The 17,791-nt window shown below is 69.7% G+C and carries 14 protein-coding genes; 5 read left to right on the top strand and 9 right to left on the bottom strand.

Annotated features, from left to right (window positions below):
* The first annotated feature begins 38 nt into the window (after positions 1 to 38).
* Positions 39 to 1,088, top strand: coding sequence for a zinc ABC transporter substrate-binding protein (locus tag BW990_RS04235; protein ID WP_076445387.1), 1,050 nt, complete (start codon positions 39 to 41; stop codon positions 1,086 to 1,088).
* On the opposite strand, the gene BW990_RS04230 is transcribed toward BW990_RS04235, so the two are convergent.
* The 6 genes from BW990_RS04230 to ftsY all read right to left on the bottom strand — a co-directional run bounded on the left by BW990_RS04230 (position 1,085) and on the right by ftsY (position 8,751).
* A complete protein-coding gene (locus BW990_RS04230) occupies positions 1,085 to 2,359 on the bottom strand; it encodes an NAD(P)/FAD-dependent oxidoreductase (RefSeq protein WP_234990160.1) in 1,275 nt (424 codons plus the stop codon). The two genes, BW990_RS04235 and BW990_RS04230, sit on opposite strands and share 4 nt — an antisense overlap.
* A gap of 129 nt (positions 2,360 to 2,488) precedes the next feature.
* Positions 2,489 to 2,956, bottom strand: coding sequence for a CoA-binding protein (locus BW990_RS04225; protein ID WP_076445383.1), 468 nt, complete (start codon positions 2,954 to 2,956; stop codon positions 2,489 to 2,491).
* Positions 2,957 to 3,166: 210 nt separating this feature from the next.
* Complete coding sequence (locus BW990_RS04220; RefSeq protein ID WP_076445381.1) at positions 3,167 to 5,497, bottom strand: xanthine dehydrogenase family protein molybdopterin-binding subunit; 2,331 nt, start codon at positions 5,495 to 5,497, stop codon at positions 3,167 to 3,169.
* A 145-nt stretch (positions 5,498 to 5,642) separates the two neighbouring features.
* The gene (locus BW990_RS04215; protein WP_076445379.1) at positions 5,643 to 6,245 is read right to left on the bottom strand and encodes an inner membrane-spanning protein YciB; all 603 of its coding nucleotides are present in this window, start codon (positions 6,243 to 6,245) and stop codon (positions 5,643 to 5,645) included.
* 90 nt (positions 6,246 to 6,335) lie between these two features.
* Entirely contained in the window at positions 6,336 to 7,241 is a 906-nt protein-coding gene (locus BW990_RS04210) for a DMT family transporter (RefSeq protein ID WP_076445377.1), read from the bottom strand.
* Between the two features lie 112 nt (positions 7,242 to 7,353).
* The gene (ftsY, locus tag BW990_RS04205; protein ID WP_076445375.1) at positions 7,354 to 8,751 is read right to left on the bottom strand and encodes a signal recognition particle-docking protein FtsY; all 1,398 of its coding nucleotides are present in this window, start codon (positions 8,749 to 8,751) and stop codon (positions 7,354 to 7,356) included.
* Positions 8,752 to 8,861: 110 nt separating this feature from the next.
* Here ftsY and BW990_RS04200 point away from each other — a divergent pair, with 110 nt between their 5' ends.
* The gene (locus BW990_RS04200) at positions 8,862 to 9,767 is read left to right on the top strand and encodes a lytic transglycosylase domain-containing protein (RefSeq protein ID WP_076445373.1); all 906 of its coding nucleotides are present in this window, start codon (positions 8,862 to 8,864) and stop codon (positions 9,765 to 9,767) included.
* 97 nt (positions 9,768 to 9,864) lie between these two features.
* Here BW990_RS04200 and BW990_RS04195 read toward each other — a convergent pair whose 3' ends face one another.
* Positions 9,865 to 10,284, bottom strand: a complete 420-nt coding sequence (locus BW990_RS04195; RefSeq protein ID WP_076446330.1) for a hypothetical protein — start codon at positions 10,282 to 10,284, stop codon at positions 9,865 to 9,867.
* A gap of 40 nt (positions 10,285 to 10,324) precedes the next feature.
* A complete protein-coding gene (locus BW990_RS04190; RefSeq protein ID WP_076445372.1) occupies positions 10,325 to 11,353 on the bottom strand; it encodes an alkane 1-monooxygenase in 1,029 nt (342 codons plus the stop codon).
* A 189-nt stretch (positions 11,354 to 11,542) separates the two neighbouring features.
* Here BW990_RS04190 and BW990_RS04185 point away from each other — a divergent pair, with 189 nt between their 5' ends.
* On the top strand, positions 11,543 to 13,231 hold the full coding sequence (locus BW990_RS04185; RefSeq protein WP_076445370.1) for an NAD(P)H-dependent oxidoreductase subunit E: 1,689 nt from the start codon (positions 11,543 to 11,545) through the stop codon (positions 13,229 to 13,231).
* 310 nt (positions 13,232 to 13,541) lie between these two features.
* On the opposite strand, the gene BW990_RS04180 is transcribed toward BW990_RS04185, so the two are convergent.
* Positions 13,542 to 15,821 carry an NADP-dependent malic enzyme gene (locus tag BW990_RS04180; RefSeq protein WP_076445368.1) on the bottom strand — a complete coding sequence of 760 codons (2,280 nt, stop codon included), beginning with the start codon at positions 15,819 to 15,821 and terminating at the stop codon, positions 13,542 to 13,544.
* Between the two features lie 194 nt (positions 15,822 to 16,015).
* Between BW990_RS04180 and BW990_RS04175 the strand changes: the two genes are divergently transcribed.
* Positions 16,016 to 16,408 carry a cytidine deaminase gene (locus BW990_RS04175; protein WP_234990159.1) on the top strand — a complete coding sequence of 131 codons (393 nt, stop codon included), beginning with the start codon at positions 16,016 to 16,018 and terminating at the stop codon, positions 16,406 to 16,408.
* The gene (locus BW990_RS04170) at positions 16,408 to 17,730 is read left to right on the top strand and encodes a thymidine phosphorylase (RefSeq protein ID WP_076445365.1); all 1,323 of its coding nucleotides are present in this window, start codon (positions 16,408 to 16,410) and stop codon (positions 17,728 to 17,730) included. Before BW990_RS04175 ends, BW990_RS04170 begins: the two co-directional genes overlap by 1 nt.
* The last annotated feature ends 61 nt before the right edge of the window (positions 17,731 to 17,791 follow it).

Below are 17,791 nucleotides of genomic sequence, written 5' to 3'. Positions count from 1 at the left end.
AGCAAGCCGAAGATATGTTATCTTATAACGGACTTGCCATGCGAAAGATCCTCACGCTCTGCCTCGGCCTTGGCCTTTCCCCAGTCGCCACCGCCGCCGATCCGCTGCGCGTCGTGGCCGACATCCCGCCCGTCGCGGCCCTTGCGGAGATGGTGCTCGGTGCGGACGGGCAGGTCGTCACGCTGCTGCCGCCCGGCGCCTCGCCGCACGATCACGCGCTGAGCCCCGGCGATGCAGGCGCGCTGCAGGAGGCCGACCTGGTCGTCTGGATCGGCGCCGCGCTGACGCCGAACCTCGAAAAGGCGCTGGGGACGCTGTCTGGCGACGCGCTGCGCCTCACCCTCGCCGATCTTGCCGGCACGCATCTTCTGGAGCCGCGGGAGACGGCGATCTTCGCAGCCGGGCATGACGATCACGACGATCATGACCATGCGCAGGACGCCAAGCGCGACGACCATGACCACGACGCGGAGCACAATGACGCGCACGGACATGCAGACGACCACGATCACGATCACGCCAAGGATCACGCGGAGGCCGCGCATGACGATTATGCCGCCGATGCGCATGGCCACGGCCATTCCCATGACGGCCCCTACGATCCGCATCTCTGGCTCGCGCCGGAAAACGCGACGCTCTGGCTCGACGCGATGGCCGAGGCTTTCACCGCCCGGAACCCCGAGGCGGCCGAGACCTACCGCGCCAATGCCGCGACGGCGAAAGACGCCATCGCCGCCGCGTCGGATCGCGCCGCCGAGCGGCTGGACGGCACGGACCGCCCGCTCGCCGTGCTGCACGACGCGTTCTACTACTTCGAGGATGCCTTCGGCCTGACCATCCTGGGTGCGCTCACGCCCTCGGATGCCGCGCGGCCCAGCCCGCGCCGGATGGCCGAGCTGCGCGACGCCCTGCCGCCCGGCACCTGCCTCCTGGTCGAGCCGCAATACGATCCCCGCATCGTCGATGCGCTCGGGCAGGACATCGCCGTGGCCGAGATCGACATGCTGGGCGCGTTCCTGCCGCAGGATGCCGCGCTCTATCCCACGCTGATCGAGGATATTGCCACCCGCATCGCGGAATGCGGCTAAGGCCGCGCGAACCGTTCCGCGCGAAACGGCGCGAGATCGAGATTGGGCCGCCGCCCCATCAGCGTCTCCGCCAGCAGCCGGCCCGATTTTGGCCCGCCGGTCAGGCCCACGTGGTGATGGCCGACCGCGCCCCAGACGCCCGTCGCACCCACCTGCCCCAAGAGCGGCAGGCTGTCGGGCAGGGCGGGCCGGTGGCCCATCCACTCCTCGGCGTCAGTGAAATCGAGCCCCGGAAAGGCCCGCGCGCCCAGCCGCCGCAGCAGGCCGAACGGCGCGGGTGACGGCCCCGCCGCGAGCCCGCCCAGTTCGAGAATGCCCGCAAGGCGCACGCCCTTCGCCATCGGCGTCGCGACGAACTGTCCCTCGGCCACCATGACGGGCTGCCGCGGCGCCCCTCCGGTGCCGCGCAATTGCAGGTGATAGCCGCGCTCCGTCTCCAGCGGCAGCGACAGGCCCACCGCCTTCAGGAGCCGCGCCGAGGCCGCACCCATGGCGATCACCGCGTGATCGCAGGGGAGCACCTCGCCGTCGAGCACGATGCCGGTGATGCGGCCGCCGGTGCAGGCCAGATCCCGCACCTCCGCCCGCCGGACCCTGCCGCCCTCGGCCTCGAAACCCGCCGCCAGCGCCGCCACGTAGCCTTCGGGATCGGTGATGAAGCCATGCGCGCCCAACACCGCGATCTCGCCCAGTCCGGGGCCGAGCGCGGGGTCGTATTCCTGCACCGCCGCGCCGGACAGGCGCACATGGGCAAAGCCCGCCGCGGCCTTGACGGCCAGCGCCGGACCGGCCTCCGCAAAGGCCGCCGCGTCGCGAAAGCCGTAGACGTAATCCGACCGCTGCAGATACCGCGCCGCCGCTGTGCCCCGGGCTGCGGCCTCATGCGCGGCGACCGCATCGGTCACCAGATGACCGAGCGCGTCCGAGATGCGCCCGACCTCCGCCTCGCCCACATGGCGCAGGGCGCGCGCCAGCCACGGCAGCAGCCGCGGCAGATAGGACCAGCGCAGGAACAGCGGCGCGTCGCGATCGAAAAGCATCCCCGGCGCCGCCCGCAACGCCGCCCGATCGAGCGAGGGCCGCACCGCCGAGGCTGCGAGAACGCCCGCATTGCCCGCCGAGGCCCCCGCCCCGGGGGCCGCGCGGTCGATCAGCGTGACCTCCGCACCGAACCGCCCGAGCCAGAGCGCCGTGGAGACGCCCACGATTCCCGCCCCGATCACCGCGACCCGCGGAGCGCCGTCGCGCCTGTCCCCGCCTTGCATCTTCATCTTTCCGGAAAACCGCCAGAGGTGAATTCGGGCCATGGGCCCGAAGAGGGGGCTGGCCCCCTGCGCCGCCGGCCCTCCCGCGCGACGCAGGCTCCGCAGGGCCGGGCCGGACGCGCGCCCATCGGCGCCTCAGAGGCGCGAGGAGATGACACCGGTCGCAAATCCCCCCATGCGCAACTCGCCGAAGAGGCGCTGGTTCTCGATCTTCGGGCATCGGTTCTGCACCACGTCGAGGCCCCGGGCCCGCGCCTTGGCGGCGGCCTCTTCATGGGTGACACCGATCTGCATCCAGACCGTCTTCAGATGCGGCAGCACCGCGAGCGCCTCGTCGACGATCTCCGGCACCGCATCGGAGCGGCGGAAGATGTCGACCATGTCCACCTCGGCGTCGATCTCGGAGAGCGACGCGGCGATGGGGTTGCCGAACAGCATCTGCCCCGCGAGGCCGGGATTGACCGGGCGGATGTCGAAGCCGCGCAGCGACAGGTAGCGCCCGACATAATTGCTGGGACGGATCGGGTTGGCGGAGACACCCACCATCGCGATCACGCGGGTGCGGCGCAGGATGCGGCGCAGATCTGCATCGCCGGGGGTCATGGCGACACCTGCCCGCGCGGGGCTTGCGCGCCTGCAGGGCACGAAAAAGGCGTCCGGGCAGAGGCCCGAACGCCAGTAACGGAACGAGGGACAGTGAAGGTGTCGCGGGCGTTCCGTGCCCGCGATCCTGATAAATATATGGGTATGAAAGTCACAGTTTGTAGTCCGTTCGCAAAAGCGTGATCTTTGGGCTTGATTTTTCCGCCGCGCCTATCCGGCGGCGATGCGGGCTTCGGCCAGCATCTCCCAGACGCGGTGCGGGGTAAAGGGCATGTCGGCCTGCCGCACGCCCTGCCCCCAGAGCGCGTCCTGCACCGCGTTGGCGACCGCGGCCATGGCGCCCACCGTGCCCGCCTCGCCGCACCCCTTCATGCCCATCGGGTTCGAGGTGGAGGGAACCGGCTGCGTCTCGAAGTGGAAGAACGGCAGATCGTTTGCGCGCGGCATCGCGTAATCCATGAATGAAGCGGTCAGAAGCTGGCCGGTCTCGTCGTAGACGACCCGCTCCATCAGCACCTGACCCACGCCCTGCGCGATGCCGCCATGGACCTGGCCCTCGACCAGCATCGGGTTGATGAGATTGCCGAAATCGTCGACCACCGTATAGCGGTCGAGCGTGACCGTGCCGGTCTCGGGATCGACCTCCACCTCCACCAGGTGACAGCCATTGGGGAAGGACCGCGCGGCCAGCTTGTCATGGGCGGCGACGCTCAAAAGGTCGTCGCGCCCGGCCTTGCGGGCCATCTCGGCCACGTCCAGCATGGAATGGGTGGCGTTGGTGCCGGCGACGCGGAAATGCGTGTCGTCAAAGACCACCTCCTCGGCCGTGACCCCGGCCTCCTCGGCGAGGAAAGCGCGGAACGCGCCGACGAGCTCTGCCACCGCCTTCAGCGTCACGTTGGTCTGCACCGTCACCGACCGCGACCCGCCGGTGCCGCCGCCCGACGCGATCAGGTCCGAATCCCCCTGAACCACGCGAATCCGCTCGACCGGGATGCCGGTCTGGTCCGACAGGAATTGCGCGAAGACCGTCTCGTGGCCCTGCCCGTTCGATTGCGTGCCGACATAGATCGCCGCCCCGCCATCCGGCTCGAACGCGACCCGCACGCCTTCGTCGGGCGCGCCCAGAATGGCTTCGATGTAATAGCACAGGCCCCGCCCGCGCAGCCTTCCCCGCGCCTCGGAGGCCGCGCGGCGGGCCTCGAACCCGTCCCAATCGGCGGCGGCGGCGCCGTGATCCAGCACCCGCGCGAAGGCGCCCACATCGTAGGTCTCGCCGCCCACGGTCTTGTAGGGAAAGGCCTCGGGCGGGATGAAATTGCGCCGCCGGAGCGCGTCCGGCGCGATGCCCAACTCGCGCGCCGCGCGGTCCATCAGCCGCTCCAGCACGTAGATCGCCTCGGGGCGGCCCGCGCCGCGATAGGCGTCGACCTGGCAGGTATTGGTGAAATAGGCCCGGCTGCGCAGATGCGCGGCCGGGATGTCATAGACCCCGGTCAGCACCCGGCTGAAGAGCTGCGTCTGCATCAGCGGGCCGAACTGGCTGGCATAGGCACCTAGGTTGAACCGCGTGTCCACGCGGTAGCCGGTGATCCGCAGATCGGCATCGAAGGCCAGCGACGCGGTCGAGACCAAGTCGCGGCCCATATTGTCCGACAGCATGCCCTCGCCGCGCTCCGCCGCCCAGCGCACCGCGCCGCCCAGGTGCCGCGCCGCCTGCGCGATGGCGAAATATTCGGGATAGACCATCGTCTTCATGCCGAAGCCGCCGCCCACATCCTCGGTCACCACATGCACCGCGTCCTCGGGCAGGCCCAGCACCTTGGCGATCTGGCTCTTGTGCGTCCAGACGCCCTGGCTCGACATGGTGACGTGCAGACGCCCGTCCACCCAGGCCGCCGAGAAGGCCCGCCCTTCGAGCGCATTGGCGATGATCTTGTGATCCGGCACCTCCAGCGTGACCACATGCGCGGCCTCTGCGAAAGCGGCCTCGGTCGCCGCCTCGTCGCCGAGCGCGAAATCGACGCAGAGATTGTCGGGCGCCTCGACGTGGACCGGGCTCTCCACGGCCCCGTCCCCGTCCCTGCCCCCGTCGCCGGCCCCGGCGATCTCCACATGCACGGGCAGGTCCTCGATATCGAGCATCACGAGTTCCGCCGCGTCCTTGGCCTGATCCAGCGTCTCGGCCACGATCAGCGCGACGGGCTCGCCGACAAAGCGCACCTTGTCCTCGGCGAGGATCGGACGGCGGGGCGCGATGCCGGGGCTGCCGTCGCGGTTCTTGACCATCACGGTGAACAGTCCCTCGGTCACGCCCGCCTCGGCCAGGTCCCGTGCGGTCAGGATCAGCCGGACGCCGGGGCTCGCCGCGGCCTCCTCGGTGTCGATGCCGGTGATCCGCCCATGCGCCACGGGCGCGCGCAGGAAATAGCCGTAAAGCGCACCCTCGGGGGCGGTGTCGTCGGTATAGCGTCCCGCACCCGTCAGAAGGCGCAGATCTTCGCGCCGCCGCACCGGCTGGCTTTTTCCGAAAGCGTCCATGAAGCCTCCCTCTTGGGCATGTTGTCCGGGGCGGACAGTAAGCCGCGCCGGGCGACTGTCCAGCCCGGCGACTGCCCCGATGGCCCGGCAAGGCGCGGCGCGGCCCGGCGGAGCGGGCCCCGCACCGCGCGGGACGGCGGGGCGGTCAGCCCTTCTCTTCGAGCGAATGATCGCGGAAAAGCGCGCTTTGCGACATGAAGAACAGGAACAGCGCGGCGGTCAGCCCGAAGGTCTTGAAATAGACCCAGGTCTCGGTCGACATGCTGCGCCACACGATCTCGTTCAGCACCGCCAGTGTGAAGAAGAAGGCGCAAAGCCGCCGGGTCAGCTTCATCCAGCCCTCGGGATTGAGCGGGATCATCCCCTCCATCACCACGCGCAGGTAGCTCTGCCCGCGCAGCAGCCCGATGCCGAGAATGCCCCCGAAAATGAGGTAGATGAGCGTCGGCTTCATCTTGAAGAAGCGCTCGTCGTTGAGCCAGACCGACAGCCCGCCGAAGATCACGATCAGCACCACGGTCAGCACCTGCATCCGGCTCAGATGCCCGGTCAGCCACCACAACAGGCCGGTGGCCGCCAGCATCACCGGGATGAACCCCGCGGTGACGATGATGAAGCCGTCATACTCGGTGCCCCCGATGGTGAAGACCCGGTCCTTGAGCCAGAGATAGGCCACGAAGAACCCGAGCACCGGCCCCAGTTCGAGCCCGGTTTTCAGAAGCGGTGAGATCTCTCGGTGCGCGGCCATCGGGGCGGTGTCCTCCAGCATTGGGATAGGTTCGGTCGGTGTCGGGCTCGGCTGTGCCGGCAATCGGGTATCCGGGGGAATATGGGGCGTCTAGCCGCCCATCTCAACGATGACCGCACCGACGGCGATCAGCGTCATCAGCGCGATGCGGCGCGGACCCACGGTTTCCTTCAGCACCAGCCAGCCGATGATCGCGGCGAAGACGGTCGAGGTTTCGCGCAGGACGGCGGCCTCGCCGACGCTGTCGAGGCGGGTCGCCATCATGATCGAGCCGAAGGAGAAGAAGGCGACGACGCCGCCGATCGCGCCGCGCGCGGCCAGCGGCCCGATGGCCGGGCGGTCCGCGCCCATCCGCTTCCAGCGCAGATAGGCGTAGGGCGGGATGGCGATGCTGTCGATCAGGAAGAACCAGGCGAGGAAGGTGAAGGGGTTGGCCGTCGCCCGGATGCCGTAGGCGTCGTATGTGGTGTAGAGCGCCACGAAAAAGCCGGTAATGACCGCGAAGACCATCGCGATGCCGAGCGTGTCGCGCTCCGCCTCGAGGAAGATGAGGTTGTAGACCGCGAGCCCGAAAATGCCCGCGAGCAGCACCAAGACCCCCAGCCATTGCGTGCCGGTGAAGGTCTCGCCGAAGACGATGCCCGCCCCGATCACCGCGAAAAGCGGCCCGGTGCCGCGCACCACCGGGTAGACCACCGTGTAGGCGCCCTTGGTATAGGCCAGCGCCTGCATGATCTTGTAGCCCAGATGGATCACGAAGACGCCCGCGAAAATCAGCCACATATGCGGCTCGGGCCAGGGCACGACGAAAAGCGCGAGCGGGGCCGCGACCACGCCGTAGGAGGCGTCGATCGCCCCGCGCGAGAGCCACGGATCGTGCCGGCCCTTCTGCAGCGCGCCGAAGACCGCGTGCAGGAAGGCGGCCGACAGCGCAAGGACGAGCGCGGCCTTGTGGCCCGCGGGCGTGCCGTCGAGCGACAGGACATAGTCCATCATGCCGGGGTCTCGCGCCTGCGGCGGGCGGGGCAAGGGGGCGCTGCCCCCTCTTGGCCTGCGGCCAATTCACCCCCGGCGGTATTTGTCCAAGAGGCAAGACAGCCGGTATGGCTCATCGGGCAAGGCCGGTCAGCGCGGCGGCGAATTCCTCGGGGTCGAAGGGGGCCAGATCGTCGATCTGCTCGCCCACGCCGATCGCGTGGATGGGCAGGCCGAACCGGTCGGCAAGCGCCACGAGAACGCCGCCCTTGGCGGTACCGTCGAGCTTGGTCATCACCAGGCCCGAGACATCGGCGAGCTTCTGGAAGGTCTCGACCTGGCTCAATGCGTTCTGGCCGGTGGTGGCGTCGAGCACCAGGAGCGTGTTGTGCGGCGCGTCGGGGTCTTTCTTGCGGATGACGCGGACGATCTTCGCCAGCTCCTCCATCAGGTCGGCGCGGTTCTGCAGCCGGCCCGCGGTGTCGATCATCAGGAGATCCGCGCCGTCCGCCTGCGCCTTGGTCATCGCGTCGAAGGCGAGGCTCGCCGGGTCAGAGCCCTCGGGCGCGGTCAGGACCGGCACGCCCGCGCGGTCGCCCCAGATTTGCAGCTGTTCGACCGCCGCGGCGCGGAACGTGTCGCCCGCGGCGATCACCACCTTCTTGCCGGCGGCGCGGAACTGGCTCGCGAGCTTGCCGATGGTGGTGGTCTTGCCCGAGCCGTTCACGCCGACCACAAGCACGACCTGCGGCTTCGTCGGATAAAGCGGCAGCGGTTTGGCCACCGGCTCCATGATGCGGGCGATCTCGGAGGCCAGAAGCTCCTTGATCTCGCGCGCGGACAGACGGCGGCCCATGCGGCCCTCGGCCATGTTGGCGGTGACGCGCAGCGCGGTCTCGACGCCCATATCGGCGCTGATCAACAGCTCCTCGAGGCTTTCGACCATGTCGTCATCGAGGACGCGCTTGACCTCGGCGGGACCGGTCTTGCGCCCGAAAAGCCGCGAGAGCACGCCGCCGCCCTGCGCTTCGGGCGCGGGATCGGCGATGTCGGGCGGGGGCATGTCGAGCGGTTTGAGCGTCTCGGCAGCGGGCTGGGAGGCGGGCGCGGCTTCAGCTTCGGGGCGGCGCGCCGGTTCGGGCGCGGGCTTCGCGGCGGCTTCTGGCGCGGGCGTGGGTTCGGGCCTGGATTCCGCTGCTGCCCCCTTCTCGGGCTCCGGCTCCGGCTCGGGTTCCTGCTCCGGCTCCGGCGCCGCAGACGGCTCCCGCGCGGGCTCGGGCGCCACATCTGCCGCCCGGTCTGCCTCCGTCTCCGGTGCTCCCGCATCTTCTCCCGGGGCGCCGTCACCGGCCGCTGCCGCATCGGCCTGGGTCTCGTCGGCGGCCGGAGACTCCGGTGGCTCCGGCGCGCGCTCCGTCTCCGGCGCACGCTCCTCAACCGCGCCGCCCTCGTCCACGATCGCGTCCAACCCTTCCTCGAGCTTCGACGAGGATTTGAACAGCTTCGATTTCAGCTTGCCGAAAAAGGACATCCGCACTCCCGACGCCATGGGTAGGAAAGACCCCGACTCCCTATCCCCTCGGCCCGCCAAGGAAAAGGGCGATTGACCGACCCGGCCCGGCCCGCCTTAGACTTGGGGTCATGCGACGCCCGCTTCGTGCCCTTGCCTGCGCGCTTCTCGCGCTTGCCGCCCAGACCGCCGGGGCCGATCCCCTGCGCCCGCCCGGCACGCTTTGCAGCGCGGGGAAATGGACGGCGGTGCAATGCATCCGGCCCGCACATTTCGTGCACGATACCTGCCAGGCGATCGAGGTCTTCGCCGGCCGCCACGGGCTCGATCCGCATTTCTTCGCCCGGCTCATCTGGCAGGAAAGCCGTTTCGATCCCAACGCGGTCTCGCCCGCCGCGGCGCGCGGCATCGCGCAGTTCATCGACTCGACGGCCGCGCGGCGCGGATTGTCGGACAGCTTCAACCCCGCCCGCGCGCTCGAACATTCCGCCGAATACCTGGGCGAGCTGGTCCGCCGCTTCGGCAATCCCGGCCTCGCCGCCATCGCCTATAACGGCGGCGAGGCCCGGGCCGAGGGGCTGGTCGCCCGAACCGGCGGGCTCGCGCGCGAAACGATCCAGTATGTCGCCATCATCACCGGCCTCAGCGCCGAGACCTGGCGGGACGCGCCGCCCCCCGAGCCCGATTTCGCGCTGCAGGCGGGGATCGGCTTCCGCGCCGCCTGCCACGACCTCGCCCGAAACCGCCGCCTCACGGCCTATCCGCCGCCCGCGCCCGATCATGCGCCCTGGGGCGTGCAGGTGGCCTTCGGGTCCGATCCGGACGCGGCCCGCGCCGCCTTCGACCGCCGCACGCGCCAATGCAGGGCCGCGGCGAGCAGCGCGCCGCTGGACCTCGTTTTCGTGAAGAACCGCGTCTCGGGGCGGAAGGGCTTCTACATGGCGCGGCTCGGGGCCCCGGACGGGCGCGCAGCGGGCCGGCTCTGCGACCGGCTGCGGCAAGCGGGCTGCCTCTGCGCGGTCTACCGCAACCCCTGAGCGCGCAGGCCCCACCGGGCCCGCAAGCGCGATCGCCGGGTCAGACGCGCCCCGCCCCCGCCTCACCTTTCCAGAAAACGCAGATCGACGCGTCGGGTCAGACCCCGATATCGGGCCCGAGGCAGGTCATCTCGGCCTCCTCGCCCGCTTCGTAAAGCTCGGTTCCTCCGGCCTCGTCTCCGAAGATCGCCCGCAGGCCGGTCCCTTCACGGTAGAAGCGCCAGCATTGCGGGGTCAGGTTGTCCTCGTAGATGAAGCAGATGCGGTCGCCCTCGGGATACCACAGCCCGTCCTTGCACTGGCCATCGAGAAAGGACCAGCGCACCCGCCGGTTCGGCAGATAGCGCTCGATCCCGTAGGGCACGCCGCTTTCGGAGAAGGTCAGCGTCTTGCCTTCCGTGTAGGCCTCGAAGGCCTCCGCATCCATCGGCGCACCGCCCTGGGCCAAGGCGGGCGGGCCCGCGACGCAGGCAAGGCAAATTGCGAGGATCCGGGGGGTTATATGGGCGCGCAACATGCCCGGCAGAGTGCCATGGCGCCGCCCCGGGCGAAAGGTCTCAGGCAGCGCGGCGCGCGGGCTCGGCCCATTGCCGCGCACGCCGGTCCATGACCCGGCGCCAGAGCGGCGGCACCAGCGCGATGACCGCCATCACCGGCAGGGCATAGGGCAGGATCGGCATCTCCGCCCGGTCGAGCCTGAGGCCCGGATAGGCCCGCCCGGGATGGGCGTGATGGTCCGAATGGCGCGGCGCGTTCAGCATCAGCCCCGACGAAAACCCCTGCGGCGCGTTCCAGCTATGGGCCGGCCCGATCGGCGCGGCCTTGCCCGGTCCCGTCGCGGCGCGGCGCAGCCCGTAATGCTGCACGTAATCCGACAGGAGAAGCTGCAGCTGCGCGTAAAGGCAAAGGCCCGCATAGACGAGGAGGCCCGCAGGGCCGAGGAGCAACGCCACCGCGCCAAGCGAGGCCAGCGCGCCCGCGCCATAGACCGCGTAGGGATGCAGCCCCCGCCGCGCGGTCGCGCGCAGCGCGCTTTCCGCCCGAAGCCCCTCGCGGAAGGACCCGCGCCAGGCCCGTGCCGCGAAATGCCAGAACCCCTCGCCCAGCCGCGCCGAATTCGGGTCGCGGTCGGTCGCCGCATGGACGTGATGCACGCGCGGATGCGCCGAGGCGTGATGGCCGAAAAGCAGGCTCACATAGACCGCGACGCCCAGCCGCCGGGGCGCGCGGCCCGCGCGGTGGATCAGCTCATGCGCGTTGGAATTGGACACCTGCCCGAGAAAAAGCGCGAGGCCGAAGAACAACAAGACGCTCGGTGCGACGCCATGCAGGCCCGACGCGATCACCGCCGCGCCGCCGTAAAGCAGCGGGAAATGCAAAACCCCGAGCAGGACCGACAATCCATGCCCCGCCGGAAACTCCGTGCCCTCGGGCGCGTCGGGTGCCGCCAGCGCCGCGATCTTGTCCATGAAGAAAGTGAAGACCGTGATGTAGAACAACCCCGCCCCGGCCCAGGCGCCGCCCTGCCAGAGGCCGAGGGCCAGCAGTGCCGCGCCCGTCAGGGTGATGATGGTAAACCGCGCCATGGTCCTTGCCCGTCCGACATCCCGTCTTTCGCCTTGGTCTCCGGTCATAGCGCGGAAATCCGTCCGCTCTAAGGCCTCTTCGCGGCGGCCAGAGGTCGCATCGGGCAAAAAATGCGCCGTTTGGCACCTGACCCCGCCGGGTTTTGTCGCGTAGAAGCGGGACAGGGAACATCGCGACAGGAGTGGGCCATGGCGCTCGATAACGGCAAAGGCGTCTGGAAATCCGGCAAGGGCAAGGGCCGCCCGGTGCCGAAGGGCCGGCCGCTCGACGACACGGCGCTCGCCGAGGTGCAGGCGCTGCTCGGCGATGCGCCGCGGCGGCGCGATCTGCTGATCGAGCATCTGCACCGCATCCAGGACCGCTTCGGGCACCTCTCGGCGGCGCATCTGCGCGCGCTCGGGGACGAGATGCGGCTCGCGCAGGTCGAGGTCTACGAGGTCGCATCCTTCTACGCCCATTTCGACGTCGTGAAGGAAGGCGAGACGCCGCCGCCGGCGCTTACCATCCGGGTCTGCGATTCGCTTTCCTGCGAACTCGCCGGGGCCGAGGCGCTGCGCGCCGCGCTCGAGGACGGGCTCGATCCCGCAGAGGTGCGCGTGCTGCGCGCGCCCTGCATGGGCCGCTGCGACACCGCCCCGGTGCTGGAGCTCGACCACAACCACATCGACCACGCCACGCCCGAGAAGGTGCGCGCGGCCATCGCGGCGGGCGAGACCCACGCGCATATCCCCGATTACGAGACGCTCGCCGCCTATCGCGCGGAGGGCGGCTACGCCACGCTCGCCCAATTGCGCGAAAGCGGCGATTGGGAAGCGGTGCAGGACAAGGTTCTGGCCTCAGGCCTGCGCGGGCTCGGCGGCGCGGGTTTCCCCTCGGGCAAGAAATGGGGCTTTGTGCGCGCCAATGCCGGGCCCCGCTACCTCGCCGTGAACGGCGACGAGGGCGAACCCGGCACCTTCAAGGACCGCTATTACCTCGAACGGACGCCGCATCTCTTCCTCGAGGGCATGCTGATCGCCGCCTGGGCCGTGGACTCCGAGCGCATCTATCTCTACATGCGCGACGAATATCCCGCCGTGCTGGAGATCCTGCGCCGCGAGATCGCCGCGCTCGAGGAGGCCGGGATCGCGGCACCGGGCCATATCGAGCTGCGCCGCGGCGCGGGGGCCTATATCTGCGGCGAGGAAAGCGCGATGATCGAATCGATCGAGGGCAAGCGCGGCCTGCCCCGCCACCGCCCGCCCTACGTGGCGCAGGTCGGCGTCTTCGGGCGGCCCACGCTGGTGCACAATGTCGAGACGCTGCACTGGGTCGCGCGGGTCTGCCGCGAGGGGCCGGAAGTGCTGTCGTCGGTGGAAAAGAACGGGCGCAAGGGCCTGCGCTCCTATTCGGTGTCGGGCCGGGTGGCGCAGCCGGGGGTCTATCTGCTGCCCGCGGGCTCGACCATCACCGACATCATCGAGGCCGCGGGCGGCATGGCCGCGGGGCATGTCTTCAAGGCCTACCAGCCGGGCGGCCCGTCCTCGGGGCTGCTGCCCGCGACGCTCGACGACGTGCCGCTCGATTTCGACACGCTGCAGCCGCATGGGTCGTTCATCGGCTCGGCGGCGGTGGTGGTGCTGTCGGACCAGGACCGCGCGCGGGACGCGGCGCTCAACATGCTGCGCTTTTTCGAGGATGAAAGCTGCGGGCAATGCACACCCTGCCGGGTGGGCTGCGAAAAGGCCGTGAAGCTGATGCAGGCGGATCGCTGGGATACGGGGCTCCTGGAAGAGCTGAGCCAGGCCATGGTCGACGCCTCGATCTGCGGGCTTGGGCAGGCGGCGCCGAACCCGATCCGATTGGTGATGAAGCACTTTCCTGAGGAAGTGTCCTAAGCCGCCACAGGAAATGAGCTGCGCCAGCGCCGGTCCGGCGGAGTGGCGCAGCTTCGACTGATTTGCGCGCTTTATTTCGTCAGGTCATCGCACCGGTCGAACCGCGCGCCCACGTCACCAAAGCGCCAGTCCGGTGCGGCCGGACCGGCGCTGGCGCGGCGGCAGCAAGCTGCCTTGTTTCCGCGCCAAGAGCTCTGCAATCAGACGCGCCCTCCGGAAACTGACGCACCGCCTGACAGGACGCACCTGGCCCTCCCGCGCATTTTTCAGCGTGAGGCGGCAAGTGCCCCAAAACTTGCCTCAAGAAACGTCACCCGTATTTCGACACCGGCGTCCCCGCCAGCGCCGCCATGTTCAGAAGCCCCCGCGCGGTGATCGACGGCGTCACGATATGCGCCCGGTTGCCCATCCCCATCAGGATCGGCCCCACTTCGAGCCCCTGCGCCTTCATCTTGAGGATGTTGCGCACGCCCGACGCCGCATCCGCATGGGCGAAGACCAGCACGTTCGCCTTGCCCTGCATCCGGTTCGACGGCAGCAGCCGCGTGCGCAGCTCGGGGTCGAGTGCCGCTTCCACGCTCATCTCGCCCTCGTAGCAGAAGTCCCGCGCCTCGGCATCCAGCAGCGCCAGCGCCGCACGCATCCGGTCGGCGGCCTCGCTCGACTGGTTGCCGAATTGCGACTGCGAACAGAGCGCGATGATGGGCTCCTGCCCGAACCGGCGCACGTGCCGCGCGGCGCTGACCACGGTCTCGGCGATCTGCTCGGGCGACGGCGCGGTGTGGACATGGGTGTCGGCGATGAACAGAGGACCTTCTTCGAGGATCATCAGCGACAGCGCGGCCTGGCTGTGCAGCCCGCCGGTCTCAAGCACCTGGTTGATGTAGTTGAGATGCCAGCGATATTCCCCGAACGTGCCGCAGATCATGCTGTCGGCCTCGCCGCGATGAACCATGATCGCCGCGATGGCGGTGGTGTTCGTGCGCATGATCGCGCGGGCCAGATCCGGCGTCACGCCGCGCCGCGCCATCACCTCGTGATAGGTGGTCCAGTAATCGCGGTAGCGCGGATCGTTTTCCGGGTTCACGATGTTGAAGTCGCGCTCGGGCCGGATGTCCAGTCCCAGCCGTTCGCAGCGCGCGTTGATGACCTCGGGCCGGCCGATCAGGATCGGCTGCTCCGGCGTTTCCTCGATGATGGCCTGGGCCGCGCGCAGGACGCGCTCGTCCTCGCCCTCGGCGAAGACGATCTTGCGCTCCGCCGTGGCCGCCGCCTCGAAGACCGGCCGCATGATGAGCGAGGAGCGGAAGACCGAGGCGCGCAGCTTGGCCTTGTAAGCCTCCATGTCCTCGATGGGCCGCGTCGCCACACCCGACTCCATCGCCGCTTCGGCCACGGCGACCGACACGGTGGCCGACAGACGCGGATCGAAGGGCTTCGGGATCAGGTAGTCGCGCCCGAAGGTCAGGCTTTCGCCCTTGTAGGCCGCCGCCGCCTCGGCGCTCGTCGTGGCCCGCGCCATCGCCGCGATCCCCTCGACGCAGGCGATCTTCATCTCGTCGTTGATCGTCGTCGCGCCGACATCGAGCGCGCCGCGGAAGATGAACGGGAAACACAGCACGTTGTTGACCTGGTTCGGGAAATCCGACCGCCCGGTGGCGATGATCGCATCGGGGGCCACCTCGCGGGCGAGATCCGGCATGATCTCGGGATTGGGGTTGGCCAGCGCGAAGATGATCGGCGGATCGGCCATCTTCTTGACCATCTCGGGCTTCAGCACGTTGGGCCCCGACAGCCCGAGGAACATGTCCGCCCCCGCGATCACATCGTCGAGCGACTTCGGCTCCGTGCCCTGCGCGTAAGCCGCCTTCTGCGGGCTCATATCCGCCTCGCGGCCCTCGTAGACCAGCCCCTCGATGTCGCAGAGCCAGACATTCTCGCGCTTCACCCCGAGTTTCTGCAGCATGTTCAGACAGGCGATCCCCGCCGCGCCGCCGCCGGTGGAGACGATCTTGATATCCTCGAAACGCTTCCCGGCGATCTTGAGCGCGTTGACCGTCGCCGCGCCCACCACGATGGCGGTGCCGTGCTGATCGTCGTGAAAGACCGGGATGTTCATCCGCTGGCGGCAGATCTCCTCGACGACGAAGCAATCGGGGGCCTTGATGTCCTCGAGGTTGATCGCCCCGAAAGTCGGCTCGAGCGCGCAGACGATCTCGGCCAGCTTTTCGGGATCGCGCTCGTTCAGCTCGATATCGAAGCAGTCGATGCCCGCGAATTTCTTGAACAGGACCGCCTTGCCCTCCATCACCGGCTTCGAGGCGAGCGCCCCGATATTGCCGAGGCCCAGTACGGCGGTGCCGTTGGTGACCACTGCCACGAGGTTGCCGCGGGCGGTGTAGCGCGAGGCGTCGGCGGGATTGTCCCTGATCTCGAGGCAGGCCTCGGCCACGCCGGGGCTGTAGGCGCGCGCCAGATCGCGACCGTTGGCCAGCGGCTTCATGGCCCGGATCTCGAGCTTACCGGGCTTCGGAAACTCGTGGTAATCGAGCGCGAGCTGCCGCTGCGACTCCTTGGGTTGATCGGACATGATGCGCCTCCCCTCTCATGACGTTCGGGCCAGAGCTATCCGGTTTTCTCTGCGACCGGAAGCCGCATGCGACACCGCCGCGAAACTCCGCGCGCCTCCCGCGCTTGCCGCTTGCGCATGACAGGCCGAGGCGACACTCTGTCGGTCCCGCGCGCCGCAACCGGTGCCGCACGATCCCAATGCCAGGAGGCGCCATGTCCCTTCGCCAAGCCGCGCTCGATGTCCGCCGCAACGCCTATGCGCCCTATTCCGGCTTCCAGGTGGGCGCCGCGCTGCGGACGCCGTCGGGTGCGATCCATGCGGGCTGCAACGTCGAGAACGTGGCCTATCCCGAGGGCACCTGCGCCGAGGCCGGCGCCATCGCGGCGATGGTCGCGGCGGGCGAGACCGGGATCGCCGAGATCTACGTCGTCGCGGACAGCCCGGCGCCGGTGCCGCCCTGCGGCGGCTGCCGCCAGAAGATCGCCGAATTCGCGGGCCCGGACGTGCCGGTCATCCTGGCCACGCTCGACGGCAACGAGACGCGGACCCGGGTCGGCGACCTGCTGCCCGGGGCCTTCTCCACGGACCATATGGACAAGTCCTGATGCATCCCGCCGAGCTGCTGGATGCCATGCGCCGGGGCCATGAGCCCGACGCCGAAGCGCTGAGCGCCTTCGCCCAAGGCCTCGCCGACGGCGCGGTGTCCGATGCCCAGGCGGGCGCCTTCGCCATGGCGGTCTGCCTCGGCGGGCTCGGCGATGCGGGCCGCACGGCGCTGACGCTCGCGATGCGCGATTCGGGCCGCAAGCTGCACTGGGACCTGCCGGGACCGGTGCTCGACAAGCATTCCACCGGCGGCGTTGGCGATTGCGTGAGCCTCGTCCTCGCCCCCGCCCTCGCAGCCCTCGGGGTCTATGTGCCGATGATCTCCGGGCGCGGGCTGGGCCATACGGGCGGCACGCTCGACAAGCTCGACGCGATCCCCGGCTTCCGCACCGCGCTCTCGGGCGAAGCCTTTGCCCGCGTCGTGGCCGAGGCGGGCTGCGCCATCGTCGGCGCCTCCGCCGACATCGCGCCTGCCGATGCGCGGCTTTACGCGGTGCGCGACGTCACCGGCACGGTCGCCTCGACCGACCTCATCACCGCCTCGATCCTGTCGAAGAAGCTCGCCGCCGGGCTGGAAGGGCTCGTTCTCGACGTGAAGGTCGGATCGGGCGCCTTCATGAAGACCGCCGAGGAGGCCCGCGCGCTGGCTCGTTCGCTGGTGACCACCGCCAACGATGCCGGATGCCCGACCGTGGCCTGCCTGACCGACATGAACACCCCCGTGGCCCCCGCGCTCGGCAATGCGGTGGAGGTCGCCGAGGCGATGCGCGTCCTGCACGGCAAGGCCCCCGCAGACAGCCGCCTTGCCGCGCTGAGCGCAGAGCTGGGTGCCGCGCTTCTGGTGCGCGCGGGCCTTGCGGCGGACGTCGAGGCCGGGCGCGCCGCGATCCGGGCGACCCTTGCCGATGGCCGCGCGACCGAGGCGATGGGCCGGATGATCTATGCCCAGGGCGGCCCCCTCGGCTTCGTCGAGACGCCCGCCCGCTTCCTGCCCGAAGCGACGGTGATCCGCGAAGTGCCCGCCCCGGTCTCGGGCCATGTGGCGGCCATCGACGGCGAGGCGCTGGGCCGCGCGGTCGTGGGCCTTGGCGGCGGCCGCCGGGTGGAAAGCGATCCTGTCGACCCCGCCGTCGGGCTGACCGATGTGGCGGGCGTCGGCACGCCCGTCGCGCGCGGCCAGCCGCTTCTGCGCATCCATGCCGCGCGGATCGAGGATGCCGACCGCGCCGCCGCGTCCTGCCTCGCCGCGATCACGCTGGTCGAGGACGGCACGCCGCCTTCGCCCGCGCCGCTGCTGATCGACACGCTCGGCCTCGCGTGACACGCGCCCTCGGCGCTTGCCCAAGCCGCGCCCGCGCGATACCCCGCATGCAACGCCCCTT

The sequence above is a fragment of the Roseivivax lentus genome (assembly GCF_900156805.1).
Classification (GTDB): Bacteria; Pseudomonadota; Alphaproteobacteria; order Rhodobacterales; family Rhodobacteraceae; genus Roseivivax; species Roseivivax lentus.
The sequence above is the reverse complement of the archived record's forward strand: the minus strand, read 5'-3'. Positions and strand labels throughout refer to the sequence as shown.